Origin of the sequence: Sphingopyxis sp. P8 (assembly GCF_020622175.1) — a bacterium.
GTDB lineage: Bacteria > Pseudomonadota > Alphaproteobacteria > Sphingomonadales > Sphingomonadaceae > Sphingopyxis > Sphingopyxis jiangsuensis.
This window is the reverse complement of record NZ_JACNMK010000001.1, coordinates 1269761-1294047: the sequence shown is the minus strand read 5'-3', so window position 1 is coordinate 1294047 and position 24287 is coordinate 1269761. Positions and strand designations below refer to the sequence as shown.

The 24287-nt window shown below is 64.7% G+C and carries 26 protein-coding genes; 13 read left to right on the top strand and 13 right to left on the bottom strand.

Features of this window, described 5'->3' with window-relative positions; all coding sequences use genetic code 11:
- The first annotated feature begins 57 nt into the window (after window positions 1-57).
- Entirely contained in the window at window positions 58-1173 is a 1116-nt protein-coding gene (gene dnaN / locus H7692_RS06260) for a DNA polymerase III subunit beta (RefSeq protein ID WP_201926848.1), read from the top strand.
- A 97-nt stretch (window positions 1174-1270) separates the two neighbouring features.
- On the opposite strand, the gene H7692_RS06255 is transcribed toward dnaN, so the two are convergent.
- Window positions 1271-2611, bottom strand: a complete 1341-nt coding sequence (locus H7692_RS06255; RefSeq protein ID WP_201926846.1) for a PQQ-dependent sugar dehydrogenase — start codon at window positions 2609-2611, stop codon at window positions 1271-1273.
- Between the two features lie 159 nt (window positions 2612-2770).
- On the opposite strand from H7692_RS06255, the gene H7692_RS06250 reads away from it, so the two are divergent.
- Window positions 2771-2986 carry a hypothetical protein gene (locus H7692_RS06250; RefSeq protein WP_201926844.1) on the top strand — a complete coding sequence of 72 codons (216 nt, stop codon included), beginning with the start codon at window positions 2771-2773 and terminating at the stop codon, window positions 2984-2986.
- A 2-nt stretch (window positions 2987-2988) separates the two neighbouring features.
- On the opposite strand, the gene argC is transcribed toward H7692_RS06250, so the two are convergent.
- From argC to H7692_RS06235, 3 genes are all read right to left on the bottom strand, one after another.
- Window positions 2989-3915, bottom strand: coding sequence for an N-acetyl-gamma-glutamyl-phosphate reductase (argC, locus tag H7692_RS06245; protein ID WP_201926842.1), 927 nt, complete (start codon window positions 3913-3915; stop codon window positions 2989-2991).
- Between the two features lie 3 nt (window positions 3916-3918).
- Window positions 3919-4863, bottom strand: coding sequence for a C40 family peptidase (locus tag H7692_RS06240; RefSeq protein ID WP_227339925.1), 945 nt, complete (start codon window positions 4861-4863; stop codon window positions 3919-3921).
- A gap of 74 nt (window positions 4864-4937) precedes the next feature.
- On the bottom strand, window positions 4938-6350 hold the full coding sequence (locus H7692_RS06235) for a leucyl aminopeptidase family protein (RefSeq protein ID WP_201926840.1): 1413 nt from the start codon (window positions 6348-6350) through the stop codon (window positions 4938-4940).
- A 64-nt stretch (window positions 6351-6414) separates the two neighbouring features.
- Between H7692_RS06235 and H7692_RS06230 the strand changes: the two genes are divergently transcribed.
- The 3 genes from H7692_RS06230 to H7692_RS06220 are packed head-to-tail and all read left to right on the top strand — an operon-like array spanning window position 6415 to window position 8398.
- Window positions 6415-7239, top strand: coding sequence for a DUF4163 domain-containing protein (locus H7692_RS06230; protein ID WP_201926839.1), 825 nt, complete (start codon window positions 6415-6417; stop codon window positions 7237-7239).
- 17 nt (window positions 7240-7256) lie between these two features.
- Window positions 7257-8192, top strand: coding sequence for an SDR family oxidoreductase (locus tag H7692_RS06225; RefSeq protein WP_222135625.1), 936 nt, complete (start codon window positions 7257-7259; stop codon window positions 8190-8192).
- 23 nt (window positions 8193-8215) lie between these two features.
- Window positions 8216-8398, top strand: a complete 183-nt coding sequence (locus tag H7692_RS06220) for a DUF3008 family protein (protein WP_201926835.1) — start codon at window positions 8216-8218, stop codon at window positions 8396-8398.
- A 10-nt stretch (window positions 8399-8408) separates the two neighbouring features.
- Here H7692_RS06220 and H7692_RS06215 read toward each other — a convergent pair whose 3' ends face one another.
- The gene (locus H7692_RS06215; protein ID WP_227340045.1) at window positions 8409-9959 is read right to left on the bottom strand and encodes a flavin-containing monooxygenase; all 1551 of its coding nucleotides are present in this window, start codon (window positions 9957-9959) and stop codon (window positions 8409-8411) included.
- Window positions 9960-10150: 191 nt separating this feature from the next.
- Between H7692_RS06215 and H7692_RS06210 the strand changes: the two genes are divergently transcribed.
- Entirely contained in the window at window positions 10151-11275 is a 1125-nt protein-coding gene (locus H7692_RS06210; RefSeq protein ID WP_201926833.1) for a DUF47 family protein, read from the top strand.
- A gap of 14 nt (window positions 11276-11289) precedes the next feature.
- A complete protein-coding gene (locus H7692_RS06205) occupies window positions 11290-12303 on the top strand; it encodes an inorganic phosphate transporter (RefSeq protein ID WP_222135626.1) in 1014 nt (337 codons plus the stop codon).
- Window positions 12304-12306: 3 nt separating this feature from the next.
- On the opposite strand, the gene H7692_RS06200 is transcribed toward H7692_RS06205, so the two are convergent.
- The gene (locus H7692_RS06200; RefSeq protein WP_227339924.1) at window positions 12307-13791 is read right to left on the bottom strand and encodes a DUF4403 family protein; all 1485 of its coding nucleotides are present in this window, start codon (window positions 13789-13791) and stop codon (window positions 12307-12309) included.
- 54 nt (window positions 13792-13845) lie between these two features.
- The gene (rimO, locus tag H7692_RS06195; protein ID WP_222135627.1) at window positions 13846-15234 is read right to left on the bottom strand and encodes a 30S ribosomal protein S12 methylthiotransferase RimO; all 1389 of its coding nucleotides are present in this window, start codon (window positions 15232-15234) and stop codon (window positions 13846-13848) included.
- Window positions 15235-15321: 87 nt separating this feature from the next.
- On the opposite strand from rimO, the gene H7692_RS06190 reads away from it, so the two are divergent.
- The gene (locus H7692_RS06190; protein ID WP_227339923.1) at window positions 15322-15747 is read left to right on the top strand and encodes a DUF1761 domain-containing protein; all 426 of its coding nucleotides are present in this window, start codon (window positions 15322-15324) and stop codon (window positions 15745-15747) included.
- A 26-nt stretch (window positions 15748-15773) separates the two neighbouring features.
- Here H7692_RS06190 and H7692_RS06185 read toward each other — a convergent pair whose 3' ends face one another.
- The 4 genes from H7692_RS06185 to H7692_RS06170 all read right to left on the bottom strand — a co-directional run bounded on the left by H7692_RS06185 (window position 15774) and on the right by H7692_RS06170 (window position 19298).
- Window positions 15774-16814: a potassium channel family protein gene (locus H7692_RS06185; protein WP_201926823.1), complete on the bottom strand. Its 1041-nt coding sequence runs from the start codon at window positions 16812-16814 to the stop codon at window positions 15774-15776.
- 41 nt (window positions 16815-16855) lie between these two features.
- Window positions 16856-17644: a 5'/3'-nucleotidase SurE gene (surE, locus tag H7692_RS06180; protein WP_222135628.1), complete on the bottom strand. Its 789-nt coding sequence runs from the start codon at window positions 17642-17644 to the stop codon at window positions 16856-16858.
- Between the two features lie 112 nt (window positions 17645-17756).
- Window positions 17757-19031, bottom strand: a complete 1275-nt coding sequence (gene serS, locus H7692_RS06175; protein ID WP_222135629.1) for a serine--tRNA ligase — start codon at window positions 19029-19031, stop codon at window positions 17757-17759.
- Between the two features lie 48 nt (window positions 19032-19079).
- Window positions 19080-19298, bottom strand: coding sequence for a hypothetical protein (locus H7692_RS06170; protein WP_201926817.1), 219 nt, complete (start codon window positions 19296-19298; stop codon window positions 19080-19082).
- 263 nt (window positions 19299-19561) lie between these two features.
- Between H7692_RS06170 and H7692_RS06165 the strand changes: the two genes are divergently transcribed.
- The 3 genes from H7692_RS06165 to H7692_RS06155 all read left to right on the top strand — a co-directional run bounded on the left by H7692_RS06165 (window position 19562) and on the right by H7692_RS06155 (window position 22016).
- Entirely contained in the window at window positions 19562-20383 is an 822-nt protein-coding gene (locus tag H7692_RS06165) for a hypothetical protein (RefSeq protein ID WP_201926815.1), read from the top strand.
- A gap of 696 nt (window positions 20384-21079) precedes the next feature.
- On the top strand, window positions 21080-21541 hold the full coding sequence (gene dksA / locus H7692_RS06160; protein WP_201926813.1) for an RNA polymerase-binding protein DksA: 462 nt from the start codon (window positions 21080-21082) through the stop codon (window positions 21539-21541).
- A 103-nt stretch (window positions 21542-21644) separates the two neighbouring features.
- Window positions 21645-22016, top strand: a complete 372-nt coding sequence (locus tag H7692_RS06155) for a PilZ domain-containing protein (protein WP_227339922.1) — start codon at window positions 21645-21647, stop codon at window positions 22014-22016.
- A 64-nt stretch (window positions 22017-22080) separates the two neighbouring features.
- Here H7692_RS06155 and H7692_RS06150 read toward each other — a convergent pair whose 3' ends face one another.
- On the bottom strand, window positions 22081-22239 hold the full coding sequence (locus H7692_RS06150) for a DUF465 domain-containing protein (protein ID WP_201926809.1): 159 nt from the start codon (window positions 22237-22239) through the stop codon (window positions 22081-22083).
- A gap of 125 nt (window positions 22240-22364) precedes the next feature.
- Between H7692_RS06150 and H7692_RS06145 the strand changes: the two genes are divergently transcribed.
- On the top strand, window positions 22365-22562 hold the full coding sequence (locus H7692_RS06145) for a YdcH family protein (protein WP_201926807.1): 198 nt from the start codon (window positions 22365-22367) through the stop codon (window positions 22560-22562).
- A gap of 96 nt (window positions 22563-22658) precedes the next feature.
- On the top strand, window positions 22659-23126 hold the full coding sequence (locus H7692_RS06140) for a DUF1465 family protein (protein WP_227339921.1): 468 nt from the start codon (window positions 22659-22661) through the stop codon (window positions 23124-23126).
- Between the two features lie 59 nt (window positions 23127-23185).
- Here H7692_RS06140 and H7692_RS06135 read toward each other — a convergent pair whose 3' ends face one another.
- A complete protein-coding gene (locus H7692_RS06135) occupies window positions 23186-24265 on the bottom strand; it encodes a DUF2332 domain-containing protein (protein WP_227339920.1) in 1080 nt (359 codons plus the stop codon).
- Window positions 24266-24287 lie beyond the last annotated feature (22 nt).

The following is a 24287-nucleotide window of genomic DNA, read 5'->3' as shown; positions in this document are numbered from 1 at the left end:
GCCCGCGCCGCCGAATTTCCCAGGGCAATCCTGACAGACACAGGGATGATGGATTAGATGAAAGCGACGATCGAACGTGCGGTGCTGCTCAAGAGCCTCGGCCATGTCCAGTCGGTGGTCGAGCGGCGCAATACCATCCCCATCCTGTCGAACGTCCTGATCGAAGCCGACGCGTCGGGCAGCCTGAAGCTGATGGCGACTGACCTCGACTTGCAGGTCGTCGAAACCATCGCGGCCAAGGTTGAAACGCCGGGCACGACAACCGTGTCGGCGCACACGCTTTTCGAGATCGCGCGCAAGCTGCCCGAGGGGGCCGAGGTCAGCCTCGCTGCCGCCGAGGGCAAGATGCAGGTCAAGGCCGGCCGCTCCAACTTCAACCTGCCGACGCTGCCGCGCGACGACTTTCCGGTGATCGCCGAGGGTGACCTGCCGACGAGCTTTGAGCTGCCCGTCGCCGAGCTCATCCAGATTATCGACAAGACGCGTTTTGCCATCTCGACCGAGGAAACGCGCTATTATCTGAACGGCATCTTCTTCCATGTCGCCGAGGATGCGACGGGTCCTGTGCTCAAGGCCGCGGCGACCGACGGCCACCGCCTCGCGCGTTACACGGTGACGCGCCCCGAAGGCGCGAGCGGCATGCCCGACGTCATTGTACCCCGCAAATGCATCGGCGAAATCCGCAAGCTGCTCGACGAGGCCGAGGGCAATGTCGAGATCAGCCTGTCGGCGACCAAGATCCGCTTTACGCTGGGCCATGCGGTGCTGACGTCGAAGCTGATCGACGGCACCTTCCCCGACTACAGCCGCGTCATCCCGACGGCGAATGACAAGCTGCTGAAGGTCGATCCCAAGAGCCTGTTCCAGGGCGTCGACCGCGTGTCGACGATTGCGAGCGAAAAGACGCGCGCGGTGAAGGTCGGGCTCGACAAGGACCGCATCACGCTCAGCGTGACCAGCCCCGAAAACGGCACCGCGGCCGAAGAACTCGCCGCAGGCTATGACAGCGACGCGATGGAGATCGGCTTCAACGCCCGCTATCTCAGCGACATTTTGGGCCAGGTCGACGGCGACAGCGTCGAGCTCCACCTCGCCGACGCCAACGCCCCGACCTTGATCCGCGAAAGCGAGAAAAGCCCGGCGCTTTACGTGCTGATGCCGATGCGGGTCTAAAGACCTTCGCCCCCGCGAAGGCGGGGTTGCCATCGTTTTAGGCCGAGGGTGGGAGCAAGGCTGCCAGTGGTCCCCGCCTGTGCGGGGACGATGCCTTTTAGCCTCCCTTCGCAACCCGCCAGATAACCCCACCGGTATCGTCGGCGATCAGCGCGCTGCCGTCCTTTGCAACCTTGACGTCGGCGGGGCGCCCGCGCGTAGTCTTTGTATCCGGGGCAAGGAATCCGTCGAGCAGGGTGACCGGCAGCGCATCGACCGGCTTGCGGTTCGCGCCGAACTTGACGAACACAACGTCATAGCCTGCCACAGGATCGCGATTCCATGATCCATGCCGTGCGACGAGGGCGCCGTTCGCCCAGCGCTCGCCAAGGTCGAGGCCGTCGGTGAATGTCATGCCGAGCGGTGCAGTGTGTGCGCCCAGCCCATATTCGGGGCGCTTCACATATTGGCGGCGATCCTCCGCCTCGGGCGGGACGCGCGGGTCGATGAAGCCACCCCAATAATACCAGGGCCAGCCGTAGAAATCGCCTTCGGCTACGTCGGTCAGATAGTCGGGGACAAGGTCGCTGCCGATCATGTCGCGCTCGTTGACCACGGTCCACAGCCGGTCGGTGCCGGGATAAAAGGCAAGCCCGACAGGGTTGCGAATGCCCGCGGCATAGGTACGCATATATTTCTGTTCCGGGCGCACTTCGAGCACGCTCGCGCGGCGGAACTCGCGGTTCATCCCCGCCTCGCCGATATTCGAATCGGCGCCGACACCGATGTAAAGCCAGCCGTTCGGCGCCGCGGCGAGGCTCTTGGTCCAGTGGCGGTTGGTGCCCTTGGCGGGGAGGTCGACGATTTTTTCGGGCTTGGCGCTCATTGCAGTCTCGCCTTCGACATAGGGAAAGGCGAGCAGGGCGTCGGTGTTGGCGACGTAAAGCGTTTCGCCGACCAGCGCCATGCCATAGGGCGAGTTGAGCCCGGTGATATAGGGGGTCTTCACTTCGGCCTTGCCGTCGCCATCGGCGTCGCGGAGCAGGGTGATGCGGTTGGCCGAGACGCCGCCTGCGCCCGCCTTGCTCATCAGCCGGCCCATCACCATGCCTTCGATGCCCGACGTGTCGCGCGGCGGGCTCTGTGCTTCGGCGACGAGCACATCGCCATTGGGCAGGACCAGGATCGTGCGCGGATGGTCGAGCCCTTCGGCAAAGCGGCCAACGGTCAATCCCTGCGCGGCGCGCGGCGCCTCGCCGGCGGGCCAGCTTGTCGCCTCTGGCACGTTGATCGTCGGGAAAGTCTCGGTGCGTTGCGACGCCATCACGGGGACGCGGCCACTGAGTTCGGCGGTTGAGAAACGCGCGATGTCGGGGCGCGACATGACGTAAAGCGTGACACCTCCGGCGATCAGCAGCACCAAAAGGCCGAGGGCGACATATTTCAGGATCTTGCGCATGGTCTTTTCCTACACGCGCGCGGCGCGGCGGCAAAGGGGCGAAACGCAGCCCAAGTCTGGTCCCGAAATATGCTTACCCATTTGTTCATCACGGTTGGGAACGGCGCAGTCAGGGGCGCGGGGGTAGGTAGGTCGGCGATCGAGAGGGCCGGGAACGATATGCAATTGCAAGCGCCATATTTGACCGACCGCGGTGCGGTCGACGAAGCCGACGCGCTCATCCGCGAACATGGCGATGAAGCCGGCTTTGCCGCCGCGGCGCGCGCGGAGCAGTTCCGCGTCCTTGGGAACCACATCCACTTTGCGCGCTGGCGCCAGATCGAACGGTTGATTACCTATCTGTCGATCGACACCGCGCTCGACACGGTTCACTGAGGTCAGAGTCGCAGGCTCGCGGTCTCGGGCAATCCTGCCATGATATTGAGGTTCTGGACGCACGCTCCGCTTGCGCCCTTGCCGAGGTTGTCGAGCCGCGCAACGAGCCGCGCCTGGCTGCCGTCACCATTGCCGAACACGAACAGTTCGATTTGGTCGCCACCCTCCTCGGAGCCGCGCAGCAGCATTTCGCCACTGGCAGGTGCCTCGCCCATCGTGACGATCGCGCTGCCCGCATAAAATTCGGCCAGAGCGGCGCGCAGCGCATCAGGGTTGGCAGCGCGCGGCATAGCGGCGAGCGGCAGTGGGATTTCGACGACCATGCCGCGATGCGCAGGAATCACCGCAGGGGTGAACAAGGGCGCGACCGACAGGCCGCAATGCGCCTGCATCTCCGGCACATGCTTGTGGCCGAGCGTCAGCGCATAGCCGCGCCATGCAATGTCGCGGTCCTGCTCGAAGCGTTCGATGAGCGCCTTGCCGCCGCCCGAATAGCCGCTGACTGCGTTGCAACTATAGGGCCAGTCGGCGGGGAGCAGTCCCGCGCGCACGAGCGGCGCGAGCAGCGCGATGAATCCGGTCGAATAGCAGCCGGGATTGCTGACGCGCGCGGCAGCCGCAACCGCATCATGGCCGCTGACTTCGGGAAAGCCATAGGTCCAGCCGGGCGCGACGCGGTGTGCGGTCGAGGCATCGATGACGCGCGTTCGTTCGTTAGCGATCATCGCGACCGCTTCGCGCGCCGCATCGTCGGGGAGGCACAGGATGACAAAATCGGCGTCGTTGAGCGCCTCGCGGCGCGCATCGGCGTCCTTGCGCCGCGCTTCGTCGAGCGCGATCAGCGAAAATTCGCTCCGCCCCGCCAGTCGTTCGGCGATTTCGAGCCCCGTGGTACCGGCAGCGCCGTCGATGAAGATCGACTGTGTCATGCGTCAGCGCGGCCGCTTGTAGCCGAGCACGGCGGGGTCATTTCCTTCGGCGGCCGAGCGCGCGACAAGGTCGGCGAGCGGTTCGGCGCGCACTTCGTTCCAGTGCTGGCTGGCGTGGACGATGGTCCCCCCGTCGGCCACGATCCCGACATGGCCGGGGAAGAAGACAAGGTCGCCGCGCGCCAGATCGCCCGGCGCCACATCCTTGTCGGGGCCGAGCGCATCGAGCTGCAGGTCGCTGTCGCGCGGCAGCTGTACGCCTGCCGCATGCCAGGCGAGCTGGACCAGTCCCGAACAGTCGATACCTTTCGCCGTGCGTCCGCCCCAAAGATAGGGCGTGCCGATCAGATCCTCTGCAACCGCCACGGGGTCGCTGTCGGTTTCGTCGACCTCGGCAAGCGCCGCCAAGGGAAAATATCCGTGCGAGGTGGCGAGCCACTCGCCCTGCGCCTCTCCCATCACCAGCGCGCCGCGCGGGACGATCGCCGAGCCGCCGCTCGCGGCATCGGGCGCGCTGTGGACGATCGATTCGCGCGCAATAACGCGGTGGGTCGGGGCAATCGGTGCGGCGAGCGCGTCGGCGGCGATATAGCCGACATAATGGTCGGCGAGGCTGTAACCCCACGCCCAGCCGCCGGTGATGTCGAGAAGCGCAAATCCTTCGCCGAACAGCAATTCGCTTGTCTGTTCGGCGTCGGTCGCCGGGGAAGCGCGCATCGCCGCGGCCGGCAGCGCGCCGCTCCGCATCATCGGCGCGGCATAATGGGGCGCGAAATAGCGGCCTGCGACCGCGATATCGGCGAGGTCGGGCCGGATCGCAACGATGCGCGGATCAAAGGACTGCGAAACGCCGGTCAGGCCAAAGCGATCGCGGCCGGCGCCAGCGACACCGGGCCGCCCCATCCGTACCCGCGAAGAGACCTGATTATCGCCGCTTTCTCCAGTCACCTATTGTCCTGTCACTATCCGAATAGCCGCCGCTGGCGGAATCGCGCGGCATTAGCCCAGCCGGACGAAGTTTATCAAGCCGCTTCCCGTTTGCCGCGCCGGTCGTAGCGTGACTGCAGCATCGCCCATGCCGCGCGCAGCCCGAGCGCCGCGCCGCCCTTTGGCCGGCCGGGCTTTGCCGTCGGTCGCCAGGCGAAGGTGTCGAAATGCGCCCAAGTGGTCTTGTCGGGAATGAAGCGTTGGAGGAAGAGTGCCGCGGTGATCGACCCCGCAAAGGGCGAACTGCCCGCGTTGCCAAGGTCGGCGATGTCGGTTTCGAGCAACTCGGCATAACCGTCCCACAGTGGCATGCGCCACAGCGGATCGTCGCGCTCGGTCCCGCTCGTGAGCAGGTCGTCAGCCAGCGTGTCGTCATTGGCGTAAAGGGCGGGAAGGTCGGGGCCGAGCGCAACGCGTGCTGCGCCGGTCAAAGTCGCGAAATCGACGATCAACTCGGGCTTGCTCTCGCCCGCGCGCGCGAGTGCGTCGCCGAGGACGAGGCGCCCTTCGGCGTCGGTATTGCCGATCTCGACCGTCAGCCCCTTGCGGCTTTTGAGCACGTCGCCGGGGCGAAAGGCGTCGGACGAAATCGCATTCTCGGCCGCCGCGACGAGGCAATGGAGCCGGACGGGAAGGCCGCTCGCCATCACCAGTTCGGCGAGCGCGAGGACGTGCGCGGCGCCGCCCATGTCCTTTTTCATCAGTCGCATCCCCGAAGCGGGCTTGATGTCGAGCCCGCCGCTGTCGAAGCTGATCCCCTTGCCGACCAGCGCAACCCGAGGATGCTGATCCTTGCCCCAGTCGATCTCGATGAGGCGCGGCGCATGATGCTTGGCCGCCGCGCGCCCGACCGCGTGAATCATCGGATAGCCCTGTTCGAGCGCCTCGCCCTTGGTGACGGTCAGCTTGCCGCCGTGCGCCTTGGCGATCCGTTCGGCAGTCTTTTCGAGTGTCGCGGGTCCCATATCGGCGGCGGGGGTGTTGACGAGATCGCGCACCAGCGCGACCGCGCGCACCTCGGCGACCATCGGCGCGATCGCGCCGACGTCGGTGGTAAGCAGGGTGCGCGGCCCGCGAGTCTCGCTCTTTGATTTGTAGTTATCAAATCGATACTGGCCGCTCATCCAGCCGAACATTGCCTTGCCTGGCTGGCGCCCCTCAAGCCGATAACGTCCTTCGGGGAGGACGGTGCCGAGCTTCGAAATGCACCAGGCCGACAGGCTGTCGACATCGGCGACTGCCGTAACCACCGACCAGCTTTCAGGCACGTCGCCGGGCAAGATGGCATGGGCGTAACCGTCGGGCTTGTAGTTTGCGGCCTCAAGCGCCGCGCGTTCGCGCGCGCTGCGCCCCTTGAGCCAGTTGTCATAGCTCTTCTTGTCGACGAGGTGGATGATGCGGGCGTCCTGCCCCTTGTCGGGTTGCACGAGGTCGGAATAGTCGGTCATCCGCTTTTGCTAGGCGCGGCGGGAAACTTTGTCGATTCCCGGCGTTGAGGGAGGAATGAGAATCGTGACGAACCTTAAAGTACCCGCGGCGCTGCTGGCCGCATCGCTTGTCATCGCCGCGTGCAGCGAAAAGGCGTCGCCCCTTGCCGAAGAGGTCGAGGCCGTGTCGGTGCCCGGGGCGCCCCCCGAGGGTGCCGAGGAGCTTGTCGCGCGCGGCGCGCAAGCGTCCGACGAGCGGCAGTCGGACGAACTCGTCGAATTTGCCTATGCCTATCCGGTCGAGGCAGCACGAATTGCCAAGCTCGCCGCGTGGCTCGACAATGACCGCGAGACAAAACGCGAGGCGCTGATCGCGGCAGCGAGGCGTGACCGCACCGCGGCTGAAAAGGGTGGCTTTCCCTATCGTCAGCACAGTCACCTGCAGAAATGGGAGCGGGTGACGGATACGCCGCGTTTCCTCAGCCTCTCCTCCGAAATCGCCACTTATACTGGGGGCGCGCACGGCATGTTGAGTTTCGATTCGCTGATCTGGGATCGCACGCGCGCCCGGTTGCTGCGCCCGATGGATCTTTTCACGAGTTCCGACGCATTCGACCGCGCGGCGAAGGACGATCTGTGCGCGCGGCTGAACAAGGCCAAAGAGCGCAAAGGTATCGAATGGGATCGCTCGGCGGACGGCCCCTTTGGCGAATGTCCGGTCCCGTCGGCGCAGACGGTGTGGATTGGCTCGTCGGACGGCAAGCATCTCGACCGGCTGACCATCGCCATCGCGCCCTATGAGGTCGGGCCATGGGCCGAGGGCAGCTATCGCGTCAACCTCCCCATGTCGCGGGCCATAGTCGATGCGGTGAAGCCCGAATTTGCCCGCGAATTTCTCCCCCTCAACTGACCGGAAAGGACTTTCTCATGGCGAAGCGACCGAAGGCCGGAAAGGTCGGCGAGACGCCGGCGGAAAAGAAAGGCAAGAAGCGCGCCGCCGCCAAGCTCGAACAGGAAGTCGGCAAGTCGCAATCGATCGCCGATCCGCCGAGCGATCGCGAGACCGACCTCGACCGCGCGCCAAAATGGGAGCCGCGCTATCCGGGATCAGGACGCCTCCACGGCAAGGTGGCGATCGTCACGGGTGGCGACAGCGGGATCGGCCGCGCCGTGTGCGCGCTTTTTGCGCGCGAAGGCGCCGCTGTCTCCATCGTCTATCACGAGAATCGCGAGGACGCCGAACGGACGGCGCAGATTGTCACCGATGAGGGGAGCCGTGCGGTGGTGATCAAGGCGGATGTCGGGAGGCCCGCGGCTTGCGAGAAGGTCATTGCCAAAACCGTCGGGCGCCTCGGCCGCCTCGACATCCTCGTCAACAATGCCGGCGAGCAGCATCCGGCCGCCGATATCCGCGACATTTCGGCCGAGCAGCTTCGCCGCACCTTTGAGACGAATATCTTTGGCATGTTCTATCTTGTGCAGGCTGCGCTGCCGCATCTCGGTAAAGGCGCGGCGATCGTCAATTGTACGAGCGTGACGATGTACAAGGGGTCGGCGGGCCTGCTCGATTATAGCGCCACAAAGGGCGCGATCACCGCTTTCACGCGCTCGCTCAGCGAAAATCTGGTCGACAAGGGCATTCGGGTGAACGCCGTCGCGCCGGGGCCGATCTGGACGCCGCTCAACCCGCGCGGTGGCGCGCCCGTGTCGAAGGTGGAGGAATTCGGCGAATCGACGCCAATGAAGCGGCCAGGCGAGCCGAATGAGGTCGCGCCCGCCTTTCTGTTCCTCGCTTGCGACGACAGCAGCTATATGTCGGGTCAGGTGTTGCATCCCAATGGCGGGATGATCGTTAACGGATAGCGGGGGCAGACAGGAGAATTGTCATGCCAGCCAAATCCAAAGCCCAGCAAAAGGCCGCCGGCGCGGCGCTCAGCGCCAAGCGTGGCGATACGCCCAAGTCCGAGCTGAAAGGTGCATCGAAGGACATGTACGACAGCATGAGCGAAAGCCAGCTCGAGGATTTCGCCAAGGGTTCGCGCGAGGGCAAACCCGAGCACGTCGATTAGGCAGAGCGCGCTATTCGGCGGCCTCGAGCGCGGGGGCCGTCGCCGCGCTCTTCGCATGTCCGAAGGCCAGCACGCCGTCGTCGACCGGGCCGCTCCGCATATAAGCGCGGTCGTGGACATAATCCTGGTTGAGCCGCCACGGCAGCGCATCGGCATTTTTGGGCATGATGTGCAGCGACCGCTGGATATAGCCCGACGAGAAATCAAAGATATTCTCCTCGGTCAGGCTGGCGGGGTCTTCGAGTGCGGGCGTCGCCACCTCGGTCCCCGTCGCGCGCATGTGGTTGAGCACGCGGCACACATATTCGGCGACGATGTCGGCGCGCAGCGTCCACGACGCGTTGAGATATCCGAACACCGCAGCGAAATTGGGGACGTTCGAGAACATGCACGCCTTGTAATAGAAATGCTCGCTCCATTCGATCCGCTCGCCGTCGACATGGACGGGAATCTTCCCTGCAACAGCCAGCTTGAGCCCCGTTGCGGTGACGATGATATCGGCGTCGAGGTGGCGGCCCGACTTGAGCAGGATGCCGCTTTCGTCGAAGCGCTCGATATGATCGGTGACCACCGATGCCTTGTCGGCCTTCATTGCTTCAAAGAAGTCAGCGTCGGGGACGAGGCAAAGCCGCTGATCCCACGGATTATAGGGCGGGGTGAAGGCCTCTTCGTCATAGCGGTCGCCGAGCGCCGCCTTGAGCTTGCCGGTCAGGAAATCCTTGACCTTTTCGGGCTTCGTCCGCGCGCGGCGAAAGCCAATGTCCTGCAGCTTCACATTTTTAAAGCGCGTGATCCTGTACGCGACCTTCTCGGGCAGGATCTTGCGCAGGAAATTGGCGAGTGCGTCCTTTGCGGGGCGGATGAAATACCATGTCGGGGTGCGCTGGAGCATCGTCACATGCTCCGCTCCCTTGCCCTCGCTGTTGTCGGCGATGGCCGGGACGATGGTCACGGCGGTGGCGCCCGATCCGATCACCACCACCTTCTTGCCCGCATAGTCGAGGTTCTCGGGCCAGAATTGCGGATGGACAATCTGTCCCTTGAACGCCTCGCGCCCCGTGAAATTGGCGTCGAAGGGCTCGTCATAGTCATAATAGCCCGACCCGAGATAGAGCCATCGCGCCGTCGTCGTCGACTTTGCACCGGCGTCGTCCTCCATCGTCACGGTCCAGCGCGCCGTCGCGCTGTCCCAGTCGGCGCCGATGACTTTGCGGTTGAAACGGATGCGTTCGCGGATGCCGCGTTCGTCGACGATGCGGTTGAGATAGTCGAGGATCGCCGGGCCGTCGGCAATCGATTTCTCATGCTTCCACGGTTCGAAAACAAAGCCGAGCGTGTGCATGTCGCTGTCCGAGCGGATGCCGGGGTAGCGGAACAAATCCCAAGTCCCGCCCAGATTGGCGCGACGTTCGACGAGGCCGAAACTGCGGTCGGGGCAGCGCATTTGCAGATGTGCCGCCATGCCGATGCCCGAAATCCCGGCGCCGACGATCAGCACATCCTGATCGACCGGCGCAGCTTGCGTGCCTGCAGGGCGGTTCATCGTCGCCGTGGCTGCCATCATCGCATCTCCCATCTGCTTTGGCCCCAGCTTACGCACCGCGTTGCATTTTGCAATCGAATTGACGTTTACGGAAAGTGCAGGTTGTCAGGGCCACCATTGCCGCTGTCACATTATTGTCATAAGAGCGACATCGTTTTGCAACGATACGATCCTCGCTGTCGTTCAAGATCATGAAAAGACGAATTTAATTGCGCCAGATCGCTGTCCTTCCCTATCGATTCGGTGGCCCCGCGCAGGATGGCGCGACCGAAATCCTGCTCATCACCTCGCGCGAGACCAAGCGTTGGGTGATCCCGAAAGGCAATCCGCTGACCGGGATGGAACGCCACGCCGCCGCGGCGATCGAGGCGGAGGAAGAGGCTGGCGTTTTGGGCGCGGTATGCCCGACGTCGATCGGCAGCTATGAATATCGCAAACGGCGCGGGAACGGCGCGTCGATCATGTACAATGTCGAGGTTTTTCCGCTCGCGGTAACGCGCGAACTGTCCGAATGGAAGGAAATGGACGAGCGCGACCGGCGCTGGTTCTCGTTCCGCGACGCAGCTGCGGCCGTCGATGAGCCCGACCTGCAGGCGATGATCCGTTCGTTCGGCGACGGGGGCTTTCGCGCCGCCGCGCAGCCGCGCGGGGTCGTCCATAATGTAGCCGAAAAAACAGGGGTCAACCGGATGTTCGCATGGTTCCAGCGGCTGTTGCCGCGGCAGGGCAATTTCTTCGAGCTGTTCGAAAGTCACGCCGCGACGCTGGTCGCCGGAGCGAACGCCTTGTCACGGATGTTGCAGGGCGGCGAGGGCATGGCCGATCATGTGCGAGAGATTATCGAGCGCGAACATGACGCCGATGCGATCACGCGCGAAGTGCTGCAGACGGTGCGCCGCACCTTTCTGACGCCATTCGATCGCAGCGCGATCACCGACCTCATCGCGTCGATGGACGATGCGATCGACGAAATGCAGAAAACCGCCGGGGCGGTCGACCTCTACGACGTCACCGAATTCGAACCCGAAATGCGCGACATCGCCGGGATCATCGTCGATGCTGCCCGCCTGACCGCCGAGGCGCTGCCGCTGCTGCGAAATATTTCGGCCAATGGCCCGCGCCTGCACGAGTTGACCGAACGCCTTGTCCGGATGGAAGGCCATGCCGACGAAATCCATGCTGCGGGTCTGAAACGCCTGTTCAAGGAGCATGGCCAGTCGAATGGCGTTCGCTTTGTCATCGGGCGCGAACTCTATCGGCACCTCGAGCGCGTTACCGACAGTTTCGAGGACGTCGCGAACGAAATCGACGGCCTCGTCATTGACCACGCGTAGCGCACGCGGCTGACATGCACGAACTCGCGTTTCACCTTCTGGTCGGGCTGGTCATCCTTGCGCTGGCTTTCGACTTTCTGAATGGTTTGCATGACGCTGCGAACAGCATCGCGACGGTCGTCGCGACGCGCTTGCTCCGACCGGTGCAGGCGGTGATCTTTGCCGCCTTCTTCAATTTCGCTGCCTATTTCCTCAGCCTGGCCTTTCCGGCGCTCCACAAGGTCGCCGAAACCATCGGATCCGGGCTGATCGACAAGGATCTGGTGACCCCGGCGGTCGTGTTCGGCGCGCTCGTCGGGGCGATGTTCTGGAACGTCGTGACCTGGCTCAAGGGCATCCCTTCCTCGTCGAGTCACGCGCTCGTCGGCGGCATCGTCGGCGCGGGCGTGGCGCACGCGGGGTTCGAGGGCATCCAGTGGACCGGGCTCAACAAGACCGTCGTCGCGATCTTTCTGTCACCGATGCTGGGCATGCTGCTGGCGATGCTCGTGATGCTGGCGAGCAGTTGGTCGCTCCGCCGCGCCACAGCGAAATTTGCCGAAAAATCCTTTCGCTATCTCCACCTTTTCTCCTCCGCAGCCTATTCGCTCAGCCACGGACTCAACGACGCGCAAAAGACGATGGGGATCATTGCGGTCCTCCTCTATTCGACCGGCTATCTCAGCGGTGAATTTCACGTTCCGCATTGGGTGGCGTTCAGTTGCTATGTCGCCATCGCTTTGGGTACGCTGTCCGGCGGCTGGAGGATTATCGAGACGATGGGCGGCCGGATCACCAAGCTGTCGCACCATCAGGGCTTCGCCGCCTCGACCGGCGGATCGATCATGGTGTTCACCGCCAGCCTGCTCGGCATCCCGGTATCGACGACGCACACGATCACAGGCAGCATCATCGGCGCGGGCGTCGCGCGCCGCGCGAGCGCGGTGCGCTGGGGCGTTGCGGGTAACGTCATCGCCGCCTGGTTCATAACGATCCCGGCGAGCGGTTTGGTGGCGGCGCTTTTCTACGCGCTGACGCGGCTTTTCTGATCGTCAGCGGCGCGGGCGGTAATCGACCGTCGCACCGCCGGTCATCCGCACCGGCATATACAGGCCGTTGCCATAGGCGCGGATCGTGCCCGTTTCAAAGCCGTCGATGCGCGTCCGGATGACGAAGGCGCCCTTCTGCCGTTCGTCGACCGCGCGCCGGATCTTGGTTTCGAGTTCGGCGACGTCGCGCGTGAAATTCTGGCTCAGCGCTTCGGCGATCAGCGGCGCGAATTCCTCGTTGCGGCCGAGCAGGATCAACAGGTCGCCGCCGATTCCGTCGCTGTCGCCGTTGACGACCAGATCGGTGAACTGCACCTTTGCCGATCCGGCTTCGGTCACCGGCACGGCGGTCATCCAGATACGGCCGCGGGTCGGGTCGCCCGAACGGATTTGCAGGCGCGCGTCGACATCGACGCCGACCGCGATGCGGCCGCCGGGCGCGCCATAGATGGTCGACTTGCCGAATTTGACGTCCATCGGACCAAGTTTCGGCAGATCGAACGGGCGCTGCGCGCGCTTGGCGAGCGCGCGGTCGACGACCGGCTGAAGCTGCGCATAAGCGGCGATGACGGGCACGCGAATGTCGAGCTGCGGCTCGGGAACGCCGTTGTCGAGCGCGGGAAGCGGCACGGGTACGGGGTCGGCCGGGCGCTTTGCGACAAAGGTTTCGGTGACGGCCTCTACGCCGAGGTCGAGTCGGATGCGCCGACCGTCGATACGATAGCCGCCGTAAAGGATGCGCTTCGGCGTGACGCGCATCCACACGGGCGGATTCTCGCGGTTGAGCGACAGGGTGGTGAAACTCTGCCGCCAGATGTCGGCGGCCTGCGCGCGCATGTCGATCTTCGCGATTTCGCGGTTTACCTCGCGCTCGACGTTGCGCACCACCGGCCTCAGCTTTGCGTCGGCCTCTTCGGTGAAGGTGATGCGATGACCAAGGAAGTCGATGCCGGGCGCTTTGGTCCAGCCATAGGTGATGCGCGCGGTACCGCGGGTTCGCCAGTCGGACAGCAGTTCGACACGGATGCGGGCGTGGGCCAGCGCCGAGCCGTTGGCGGTTTCCTCCTTCAGGATGCCGCCGACGTCGCGCGCGCTGATCCGCGCGTTGAGCGGAACGTCGACGACGATCTCGTCACCCTCGCCGCGCAGGCGCAGCGCGCCGCGCGTGACGCGCCCGACAATCGTGCAGGCGATCGGCGGCGTCACGTCGATCCGGCGCCCCAGCACCTTGACCTCTTGCGGCGGCACGCAGCGCGGTTCGCGCCGATTGATCGTCCACAAGGTGCGCGGGACAGCGCGTTCGAGCGCGCGTTTGAGCGCCGCCGTATCGGCGTTGATCGGAACGGCAATCGTCGATAACTGGCTGGGGGAGGGAGCGATGTCGGTCGCGCGCGGCGGTGGTTCCGCGCCGCCCTTGGCCGGATCGCAGCCCGCGAGGACTGCCATCGTCAGCAGCGCCGAGCCCATCGTCCTGATCGCGTGCGTCATTCGCTCCCCGATTCATGCCGTCGATAGCATCAATCGGGGTGCTGTGCCTATTCGTCAGCGGTCGATGACGACCCCGAACAGGTCGTGTTCGTCGGCGTCCTCGACCGTCACATCGACGATGTCGCCCGCCTGCAGCGATTCGGCAACGTCGCGCAGATAGACATGCCCGTCGATTTCGGGTGCGTCCGCCTGGCTGCGCCCGGTCGCGCCGATGCTGCCGTCCCATTCAGGGTCGTTGGGGTCCGCCTCGCCGACCTCGTCGATGATGACGGGGATGGTGCGGCCGACCTTGGCGGCGAGCTTGGCGGCGCTGATCGCGGCAGTCTTTGCCATGATGCGCTGGAAGCGCTCTTCCTTCACCTCTTCGGGCACCGGATCGGGCAGGGCGTTCGCCTGCGCGCCCGCGACGGGTTCGAAGCGGAAGGCGCCGACGCGGTCGAGTTGCGCTTCGTCGAGCCAGTCGAGGAGATATTGGAAATCCGCTTCGGTCTCGCCCGGAAAGCCGACGACGAAGCTTGATCGGATCGCGATGTCGGGGGCGATCGCGCGCCAGTTCTTCAGCCGTTCGAGCACCTTCGCTTCGTTCGCGGGGCGCTTCATGCGCTTGAGGACGCTCGGGCTCGCATGCTGGAAGGGGATGTCGAGGTAGGGCGTCAGCAGTCCCTCGGCCATCAGCGGGATGACCGCATCGACATGCGGATAGGGATAGACATAGTGAAGGCGCACCCAGGGCGCGCGGCCCTCGCCCGTCCGGAGTTGCCCCAATTCGCGCGCGAGGTCGGTCATGTGGGCGCGGACTTCGCGGCCGTGCCACTGGCGCGGGTCATGGCGGATATCGACGCCGTAAGCCGAGGTGTCCTGGCTGATGACGAGCAATTCCTTCGTGCCCGCCGCAACGAGCTTTTCGGCCTCGCGCAGCACCGCGTCGATGCGGCGGCTGACGAGCTTACCGCGCAGGTCGGGGATGATGCAGAAGGCGCAGCTGTGGTTGCAGCCCTCCGAAATCTTCAGATAGCTGTAATGGCGCGGCGTGAGCTTGAGCCCGCCTTCGGGGACGAGATCGACGAAAGGTCCTTGCGTCGGCGGCGCTGCGTCGTGGACGGCATCGACCACCTGCTCATATTGATGCGCGCCGGTAACGGCGAGCACGTTCGGGAAGCGCGCGCGAATCGCCTCCGCCTCATTGCCCATGCAGCCGGTGACGATGACGCGGCCGTTCTCGGCCATCGCCTCGCCGATCGCCTCCAGGCTTTCCTCCTTCGCCGAATCGAGGAAACCGCAGGTGTTGACGAGCACCACGTCGGCGCCCGCATAGTCGGGCGAGAGGCCATAGCCGTCGGCGCGGAGCTTGGTCAGAATCCGTTCGCTGTCGACGAGCGCCTTGGGGCAGCCGAGCGACACCATGCCGACTTTCGGCTGGGCAGGGAGGGTCTTGGTTGTCATGATCGGGCGCGCCCATAGCCCAAATTCCCCGGCTTGTCACGCGCGCGCCGCGGGCGCATGGTGGCGGGGGACGAGGGGAGAAACATCATGGCCAATATGAGCTGGATCGCAATCATCGTCGCTGCGGCGGCGGGGTTTTTCGTCGGGGGGCTGTGGTACGGCCCGCTGTTCGGCAAGGCGTGGATGAAGGAGCGCGGCTTTACCGAGGAGGAGTTGAAGGAAGGCAATATGGCGCTGATTTACGGCACCACCTTCCTGCTGAGCATTGTTTCGGCCATTTTCCTTGGCCATCTGCTCGCGCATTTCGGCGAGATGAGCATGCGATCGACGATGATGATCGCGATCGGCGTCGCGATCGGCTTCGTCGTGCCGGCGATCGGTACCAACTATCTGTTCAGCCGCGCGACGTTCAAATTGTTCGCGATCGACGCCGGATACTGGACCGTCTTCTACGCCGCGATGGGACTCGTGTTCGCCTTTTTGGGTAAGGCTGGCAGGCGCAGTCTGCCTTAGGGTCCTGGCCCTAGTCGCGTCGCCCCCTATTCGGGATCGCAGCGGATGACTTCGACGATGAGGTCGCCGCTCTGCAGCGACTGCGCCTCCGGCTCCCAGAAGCCATAGGGGTGGCCGCCGCGATAGACGCGCAGGCCGCGCCCACCCGTCGCCAGCTGATCGATGCTCCGGCCGACTTCCTCGGGGTGCACGGCGCGCTCGTTCAATTGCACCTTGCCGGTGACCGAGGCGAGATCGGCCATATATTCGGCGACATGCACGCCTTGCGCCGATCCCGCGAGCAATAGCCCGGTAAAAGCGACGGGATTGATCACATTGTTCGCTCCCGCCTGCCGGGCGAGCAGTTCATTGTCCTTGGCGCGGATGACGACACTGATCGGAACGTCAGGGGCAAGGTGGCGAACGGTAAGCACGATGAGGATCGAACTGTCGTCACGTCCCGCCGACACGAGCACGGTCTGCGCGTTCGCGATGCGCACGTCGAGCAGCGTTTCGTCGTTCGAGGCGTCGCCCTCCAGCACATTGCAGCCCAGATCTTCCGCCGCCGCGATGCGGGCAGGATTGCCGTCGATCACGACAATGCACGCCGGGTCGGTGTCGCGCGCGATCAGTTCCTTGACTGCTTCGGACCCGCTGATGCCGAAACCGAGGACGACGATATGGTTGGTGAGTTCTGCCTGGATGCGGGCCATGCGCCATTTTTCCCATGTGCGTTTGATGACGAAGCTATAGGCGGTGCCGACGAAAATGAAGAGCACCGCGATGCGGATCGGCGTGACGATGACCGATTCGATCAACCGCGAGCGGTCGGAGATCGGCGCGATGTCGCCGAACCCCGTCGTCGTGACCGAGATCATCGTGAAATAGACGACGTCGAGAAAGCTGACATGGCCGTCATAATGGTCGATCAGCCCGCCGCGATCGAGCCAGTGGACGAGGATGACGACGCCGATCAGCGCGAAGGCGAGGCCGAGGCGTGCGGTGACGTCGGCCCAGACCGGCCATTTGCTCGCGCGGCGTAGCGGTTGAAAGCGATGCAGCCGCGGTTCGGGGCGTTTCTTTGCCATGCGCCGCTATCTTGGCGGCATTTTTTGCGGCCGGTCAACGGCTATGACGGCACTGCGTTTCCCGTCGATGCTTCATAGGCGCTGCGCAGCGCGGCCATCGACGCGTCGTGCGTCAGGTCGAGCTGCAGCGGCGTCACCGAAATGAAACCGTCGTCGATGGCTTCCAGATCGCTGTCGTGTGCGAGCGAATGTTCGATGCCGTGGAGGCCGAACCAATAATAGGGATAGCCGCGCGGGTCGGTGCCCTCGACGATCGAGCCGCGGCCATAGTCGTGAAATCCTTGCCGCGTCGCGCGGACGCCGCGCACCTCGCCTGCAGGGATCGCGGGGAAGTTGATATTGATCAGCGTGCGCGGCGCCATCGTCATTTCGAGCAGCGGCGCGAGCACCCTGGCGCCCCAGGTTTCGGCGGCGTCGAAGGGGACGGTGTCGCCCATGCCTTCGCGCGCATAGACCTGACTCAAGGCTATCGCCGGGATGCCCGCAAGCGCCCCCTCGATCGCCGCTGACACGGTGCCCGAATAGGTGATGTCGTCGCCAAGGTTTGCGCCGCGATTGACGCCCGACAGGATGAGATCGGGGCGTTCGGGCATCAGCTTGCCGATCGCCATCATCACCGAGTCGGTCGGCGTTCCGCTGCACGACCAGCGCCGCTCGGCATGCTGGCGGATACGCACGGGGCGCGACAGGGTGAGCGAATGGCCCGCGCCCGACTGTTCCTCTGACGGCGCGCAGACCCAGATGTCGTCGGACAGCTGGCGCGCGATGGTTTCGAGCACCGCCATGCCGGGGGCGTGATAGCCGTCGTCGTTGGTGAGGAGGATGCGCATGTGAATTTCCGTTCAAGCGTCATTGCGAGGAGCGCAGCGACGAAGCAATCTCCAGCTTGAGCGGCAGGGGGGCGAAGGCTGGAGATTGCTTCGCTGCGCTCGCAATGACGGGTTAGGGCTCGAGCCGTGTAATCCCGCCCATATACGAATGGAGCACCGCCGGGATGTCCACGCTGCCGTCGGCCTGCTGGTAATTTTCGAGGATCGCGACGAGCGTGCGCCCCACCGCGAGGCCCGAGCCGTTGAGCGTGTGGACGAACTCATTGCCCTTCACGCCCTCGCGGCGGAAGCGCGTGTTCATGCGGCGCGCCTGGAAATCGCCGCAGTTCGAACAGCTCGAAATCTCGCGGTATGCGCCCTGGCCGGGGAGCCAGACCTCTAGGTCATAGGTCTTGCGCGCGGCAAAGCCCATGTCGCCCGCGCACAGCAGCATCTTGCGATAGGGAAGCTCAAGCGCCTCGAGGATGCTTTCCGCGGCGCGCGTCTTGCGTTCGAGTTCGGCGTCCGAATCCTCAGGACGGGTGATCGAGACGAGTTCGACCTTCCAGAACTGGTGCTGGCGAATATAGCCGCGCGTGTCGCGTCCCGCCGACCCGGCCTCGGAGCGGAAGCAGGGCGTCAGCGCGGTCATGCGGATCGGCAGGTCGGCCTCGCTCAATATTTCCTCGCGCACCGCATTGGTGAGGCTCATCTCGGAGGTCGATATGAGCCAGCGGCCGTCGGTCGTCTGGAACAGGTCTTCGCGAAACTTCGGCAACTGCGTGGTGCCGAACGCCGCTTCGTCGCGGACCATCAGCGGGGTCGCGCATTCGCTATAGCCCGGTTCGCCCGTCTGCATGTCGAGCATGAACTGGCCGAGCGCGCGTTCGAGCCGCGCCATCGGTCCTTTGAGGAAGGCGAAGCGCGCGCCCGACATCTTTGCCGCCGTCTCGAAATCGAGCCCGAGTGCCGGAGCGAAGTCGGCATGTTCCTGCGGCGTGAAGTCGAAACTGCGTGGTGTGCCCCAGCGTGCGATCTCGACATTGCCATCCTCATCCGCCCCCTCCGGCACGTCGTCGGCGGGAAGATTGGGGAGTGCCGCCATCAGTTCCTGAAGCGCGGCCATCCGTTCGCGTTCGGCCTGTTCCTGCGCGGGCAGCGATTCCTTGAGCGCGGCAACTTCGGCCTTGAGCGCCTCGGCCGTCTCCTTTTCGCCCTTGGCCATCGCCTGCCCGATCGCCTTCGACGCTTCATTGCGGCGCGCGAGAGCAGCCTGCATGTCGGTCTGGAGCGCGCGCAGCTCGGCGTCGAGCGTGAGGATTTCGGCCGAATGCGGCGCGACGCCGCGGCGCGCGAGGCCAGCGTCAAATGCGGCGGGATTGTCCCGGATCAGGCGGATATCGTGCATGGCCGCGCTATGGCGTTGCCGCGCGCGCCGCGCAACCCCGTGTGTCGTTCAGCGCTTGGGCCGCGTCCAGCCCTTGTTCGCCATGCAGGTGTCGATCGCGAACCGCCGTTCCTCACGCCCGCCAAGCGCGGAGGTCCGGCCTTGACAGTCGGCATAGGCCTGATCGAACGGTTCGGCGCCCGTGCCGGTCCAGCCGCTCTCGGTCGTCGCGCAGGCGGCGAGCAGGAGGAGCAGGGTAGGCGAAGCGACGCCAAGCGATCTGGGCATGAAATTCCTCCCGACGGTGCGCGTTGCTGCCTATCGCGAGCCACGCACCGCGGCAATCCTGGCCGAAGAAAAAGGGGCCACCGCAAGCGATGGCCCCAGTCCGGTGGTCTGGGTTTCCCCCCCACACCCCCAGTGGATTTCGTCAGGCTGCGTCCGACTTCCGCCCTTCGCGATTCGCGACGTGGCGGCGAGCAACGAGCGCGGCTGCTGCTGCGCCGAATAATAGCATCATCGGCGGTGCCGGAACAGGGGTCGGCGGCGGATTGCCGCTGCTGCCGCCGGAGCTCGAAGAGGACGACGAACTCGACGATGAGGAACTGCTCGATGACGAAGAACTGGTGCTGCTGCTCGAGCCGAAGCTGCTGGTGCTGCTCGTCGCGCCCGATGACGTTGCACCGCTGCTCGTCGATGAACTGCCCGACGAGGAAGAGGAGCTTGATGAGGAGGAACTGCTCGACCCACCCGAGCTTGTCGAACCACCGCGCGACGATCCGCCCCAGCTCGAACTGCCGTGCGACGACCCGCCCTTCGACGAACTGCCGCCCGACGAGGAGGAACTCGACGACGAGGAGGACGAAGACGAAGAACTCGACGACGAACTGCTGCTGGACGAAGAGGTGCTCACGCCGCCGGTCGAGGTGCTGACGCTACCAGTCGACGTGCTCACGCCGCCGGTCGAAGTCGACACGCTTCCGGTCGAGGTGGAAACCCCGCTCGACGTGCTGACGCCGCCCGTCGAGGTCGACACGCCGCCGGTGGAGGTGGTCGTGCTGACCCCGCCGGTCGACGAGGTTGTGCTGACGCCCCCCGTCGACGTCGATACGCCGCCCGTGGACGAGGTCGTGCTGACGCCGCCCGTCGATGTCGAAACGCCGCCCGAGGTGCTGCTGCTCGTCGTGCTGAGGCCGCCGGTCGTCGTCGACGTCACGACAATGCTGCCGCTGCTGCCACCCGAGCTGCCGCCGAAGAATCCGCCGAAGAAACCGCCGCCGAACCCGCCGCCGAACCCGCCGCCGATGACGGTCAGGCCGCTGCCGCTGCTGCCGCCGCCTTCCCAGCTGCCGCGCGGCGGGAAGGGCGCATAGGGAATCGGGGGTAGCGGAACCGTCTGCGTCACGACGCGCGTCTGCGGCGTCTCGGTGCGAATCACGCGCTTGGTCGTGACGACGCGGCGCACACGCTTGACCGGCTTACGCGCGGCGTGGCGCTTGCGGACGACCTTTTTCGTCGTGCAGCAGGATTGCGCCTGGGCCTGCGCCGACGGCACATCCGAAATCTGCATCGCACCGCCGCCGATAATGGCACCGCCGCAGGTGCAGGCGCAAAGCTTGGCGAGGGCCATACGGACTGACATAGGCGTGACTTTCTTTCCCGTTGGCGGGTCGCTGGCACTGCCGGCAGACCCCGATAGTTTGTCGCTAGCGCCAATTGGCCAACGCTTTGTTGATACGGCAATCGCGTTAACCGCATTTAGGTGTTCGACAGCGGGAATTCGGACGCAGAATCAACCCCGGCAACCTCAACTGTCCCAAAACAGTACGAAAAACGCACTGTTAACAAGGGTCGTGTTAACAAAATCGCGAAAATATTAAGCGCGCCGGAATGTCCGGCCTGCGTAGCGACGTCGGAGTCTTCGGCTGGTTCAGCTTTGCTTCACCCCTTTCTCCCTACTTCATTTTTTCGGCGCTTGTATCGCATCGGGCGGGTGGTTATAGGCGCGGCGCAACCTTGGTTCGCCAAGCTCGGCGGCAAGGCGACAGGAAAGGACTTGGAAGCCCACCATGCCGACCAAGATTGCCGATGTTGGCGCCGATGCGCTTCTAGTAGCCAAATCCAAACTCGACTCTGATTATACGCCGAGCGAAGACGAAGAGTTCATGAACGAGCGGCAGCAGGAATATTTCCGCGGCCTGCTTATCGCCTGGAAAAAGTCGATTCTCTCCGAAGCCGAATCGACGCTCGCGCATCTGCAGGACGGGCCGCTGCGCGAACCCGACCTCGCCGACCGCGCGTCGAGCGAAACCGATTGGGCGATCGAACTCAGGACCCGCGATCGCCAGCGCAAGCTGATCGCCAAGATCGACTCGGCGATCCGTCGCATCGACGAAGGCGAATATGGCTATTGCGCCGTCACCGGCGAACCGATTTCGCTCGCGCGGCTTCAGGCGCGTCCGATCGCGACGATGACGCTTGAGGCGCAGGAGCGGCACGAGCGCAACGAACGGATTTCGCGCGAGGATTGACCCGCGACGGGACACAAGCTCCCCGGTTTAACCTTTCGGAAACAGCCGCGACTTAAATTCGCGCCCCACAACAAAAGAGGGTCGGGCGCAGATGGAATCGCGGGTGCCGCAAACTTTGGACGAAGAAGTGGCGGCGCTGTCGCGCGGCGCCGATCGTGACAGCCTGTTCATGCAGGCCGAACTGATTCTGCCCGGGCAAACCAAGACTGCAACGGTGCGCGTGCGAAACCTCTCCGCCGGCGGGATGCTCGCCGAAGCGCCATTACGCATTGCACAAGGCACGACGGTCGAGGTCGATCTGCGCAACATCGGCGCGGTGCCGGGGCACATTGTTTGGGTCGGCGACGGCAAGTTCGGCATCGCCTTTGAATATCAGGTCAACCCGCAGGCGGTGCGCCGCCAGATTGCGCGGACACCGGAAGTGCCGGCGCATATTTCGGTGCTGAACCGGGGACCCTTTCACCGTCGCAGATGAAGCCACCGTCGGCGCTGAAGGGCTTCGGAACAAAGCCCGTCAGCCGACGGCAGCGTTGCTCGCGCTAAACGCTGGCGAGCATCTCTTCCTTTATCTTGAGTTTCTGCTTTTTCAGCTGCGCCAGCATGGCCGCATCGGGGCAAGGTCGGCGCTCTTCATTCGCAATTTTCGCGTCGAGGTCCGCATGGCGGGACTTCAGGGCGGAAAGGTGCGACTCGCTCATTGGCCATTCTCCTTTTCGACTCGGGTAGGCACGGCTGAGTAAATCATGAATTGCGCCCGATGTCGTGACGATTCGGTCAGTCGGTGCCCGTTGCGGACGGACCGCGATTCTGGCAGGAAGATCGAGTGAATCCCGAAGAGATTGTCCAGCGCCTCGAATTGCTCAAGATCGAGCACCGCGACCTCGACGCCGCGATTTTCGCGCTGTCGGAAGGGGCGGTCCCCGATCAACTCCAGATCGCTCGGATGAAAAAGCGCAAGCTCAAGCTGCGCGACGAAATAGCGTGGTGCGAGGACCAGCTGCTCCCCGACATCATCGCCTGAGCGCGAAAGGCGCGAGCAATATCGTGTCGACGCGTTAACCGACAAAATTGGTTACCGCCATTGCCCCCCGCGGTCGCCTCGTGGCATCGGATGCGCATGACCGGTGGACCTACCTCGGACTCGATAGCAGGACGGCCGCTGCACCGCGTGCAGGTCGAAAATCTCTATGTCGAGGCAATGCTGCTCGCCGACGAAGCGCATGCGACATTCGCGGCCGAGCGTGACCTTGGCACGTCGCGGGGCGACAGCCTGCTCCGCATCAACCTGGCCTGCGAATCGCTCAAGACCACGACGCGGCTGATGCACGTTATCGCCTGGCTGCTCCACCGCCGCGCGATGCTCGCAGGCGATCTCGGCGCCCGCGCCGACGACAGTGCTGCGCGGATCGGCGAACCCGTGGCCGCCGACTGGACCCTTTGCGAAAGTTTCGACGAACCCGTGCGCCGCATAATCGCGGCAAGCGAGCGCTTGTTCGACCGTGTCGCGGCGCTCGAAGCGGGATGGGATGCGCCAGCGGTGGCGCCGGTGCAGGCGATGCTGGCGCGGCTGCACGCGCAGCTCTGAAGCGAGCGACAATCGGCTATCCCCTCAGAACCACCTCGACACGACCTTCGCCTGCCCCCTTAGACCAGCCATTCGATCCACGCGCCATGGGCGTGCGCGCGCGCGAGCATCCTGGGTTCGCCATCGCCGGGCCAGTGGCGTACGACCAGTTCATGGTGGTGGACGGTACGGTTCGCTTCGAGCGCGATCCATGCGAGCGGCCGCTCGCGAGTGGCGCGCGCGGCCGCGGCCTTCATCGCCGCGGTAACACGCGCTTGCTGGTCGGCGGGGACATATTGCCAGACGATCGAGTGCATCAGCACGCGTGTCCGGCCCTCGGTTTGCGGGCGCGCGAGTTCGGCTTCGACGAAATCGGCGGCGTTGGCGCGGACGAGATTCGGCTGGTCGCGATAGGCTGCGGCGATGGCCGCCTCCATCCGCTCGAACCGCACATGATGCTCGGGCCAGATATAGGCCTTGAGCCGCAGCGCCTGTTCGGGATCGGTGAGATCGACCGGTCCGACGTCGCAACCCTTCAGCTCGGCAAAACCGATGCCGTGCTGCGGCGGATGGCGACCGCGCCATTCGGGGGTAAACGCCATGACGCCCGGATGCGGCCCCACCTGCACGCCGCCGAGGTCGTAATGATAGCGGTCGAGCATCAGGTTGATCCCCGCGCTCGACCCGATCTCGATACAGTCGAACAGCGGCGGCAATCCCTGATCGGCGAGCCAGAGCATCGCGGCGATAAAGTTCGACGAGCGCCCCGCCTCGTTCGTTTGCGGCGGGCCATCGAGCCACGGCAGCAGGCTGGCTTCGTGATGCGCGACGACTGCGCCGATGATCGCGGCGTCGTTGATGTCCTCGGCATCGGCATAGATGGGTGCAAGATCGGGGGCGACGCCGCCGAGATGCAACGCGTGGAGTCCGCCGGCGGCGCGCAGCGGCAGGGCATCGGCGAGCGGGGCGCCCTCCCACGCCGCGATTCGCCGCGCAAATTCGGTTGCGGGCTTGTCGAGCAGGGTCGCGAGCGCCGCGACGATGCGCGCGGTAATCGGGGCGTCGTTGGCGCGGCAATAGGCGACCTGATTGGCAAAGGCGGCGCGGATGGCGGCGGGTCCCGCCTCGTTGAGTTCGACCGGCTGCATACGCTCGCTCATTGCCCTTTCTCCCGCTGCCGCT

What these genes read in the sequence shown, in the direction of transcription:
- H7692_RS06255 (WP_201926846.1), bottom strand. Translation starts at nt 2,611, where the DNA reads ATGCGCAAGATCCTGAAATATGTCGCCCTCGGCCTTTTGGTGCTGCTG.
- argC (WP_201926842.1), bottom strand. Translation starts at nt 3,915, where the DNA reads ATGACACAGTCGATCTTCATCGACGGCGCTGCCGGTACCACGGGGCTC.
- H7692_RS06170 (WP_201926817.1), bottom strand. Translation starts at nt 19,298, where the DNA reads ATGCCCAGATCGCTTGGCGTCGCTTCGCCTACCCTGCTCCTCCTGCTC.
- H7692_RS06235 (WP_201926840.1), bottom strand. Translation starts at nt 6,350, where the DNA reads ATGACCGACTATTCCGACCTCGTGCAACCCGACAAGGGGCAGGACGCC.
- H7692_RS06250 (WP_201926844.1), top strand. Translation starts at nt 2,771, where the DNA reads ATGCAATTGCAAGCGCCATATTTGACCGACCGCGGTGCGGTCGACGAA.
- dnaN (WP_201926848.1), top strand. Translation starts at nt 58, where the DNA reads ATGAAAGCGACGATCGAACGTGCGGTGCTGCTCAAGAGCCTCGGCCAT.
- H7692_RS06215 (WP_227340045.1), bottom strand. Translation starts at nt 9,959, where the DNA reads ATGGCAGCCACGGCGACGATGAACCGCCCTGCAGGCACGCAAGCTGCG.
- serS (WP_222135629.1), bottom strand. Translation starts at nt 19,031, where the DNA reads ATGCACGATATCCGCCTGATCCGGGACAATCCCGCCGCATTTGACGCT.
- dksA (WP_201926813.1), top strand. Translation starts at nt 21,080, where the DNA reads ATGCCGACCAAGATTGCCGATGTTGGCGCCGATGCGCTTCTAGTAGCC.
- H7692_RS06140 (WP_227339921.1), top strand. Translation starts at nt 22,659, where the DNA reads ATGACCGGTGGACCTACCTCGGACTCGATAGCAGGACGGCCGCTGCAC.
- H7692_RS06190 (WP_227339923.1), top strand. Translation starts at nt 15,322, where the DNA reads ATGGCCAATATGAGCTGGATCGCAATCATCGTCGCTGCGGCGGCGGGG.
- H7692_RS06225 (WP_222135625.1), top strand. Translation starts at nt 7,257, where the DNA reads ATGGCGAAGCGACCGAAGGCCGGAAAGGTCGGCGAGACGCCGGCGGAA.
- H7692_RS06205 (WP_222135626.1), top strand. Translation starts at nt 11,290, where the DNA reads ATGCACGAACTCGCGTTTCACCTTCTGGTCGGGCTGGTCATCCTTGCG.
- surE (WP_222135628.1), bottom strand. Translation starts at nt 17,644, where the DNA reads ATGCGCATCCTCCTCACCAACGACGACGGCTATCACGCCCCCGGCATG.
- rimO (WP_222135627.1), bottom strand. Translation starts at nt 15,234, where the DNA reads ATGACAACCAAGACCCTCCCTGCCCAGCCGAAAGTCGGCATGGTGTCG.
- H7692_RS06135 (WP_227339920.1), bottom strand. Translation starts at nt 24,265, where the DNA reads ATGAGCGAGCGTATGCAGCCGGTCGAACTCAACGAGGCGGGACCCGCC.
- H7692_RS06220 (WP_201926835.1), top strand. Translation starts at nt 8,216, where the DNA reads ATGCCAGCCAAATCCAAAGCCCAGCAAAAGGCCGCCGGCGCGGCGCTC.
- H7692_RS06200 (WP_227339924.1), bottom strand. Translation starts at nt 13,791, where the DNA reads ATGACGCACGCGATCAGGACGATGGGCTCGGCGCTGCTGACGATGGCA.
- H7692_RS06185 (WP_201926823.1), bottom strand. Translation starts at nt 16,814, where the DNA reads ATGGCAAAGAAACGCCCCGAACCGCGGCTGCATCGCTTTCAACCGCTA.
- H7692_RS06150 (WP_201926809.1), bottom strand. Translation starts at nt 22,239, where the DNA reads ATGAGCGAGTCGCACCTTTCCGCCCTGAAGTCCCGCCATGCGGACCTC.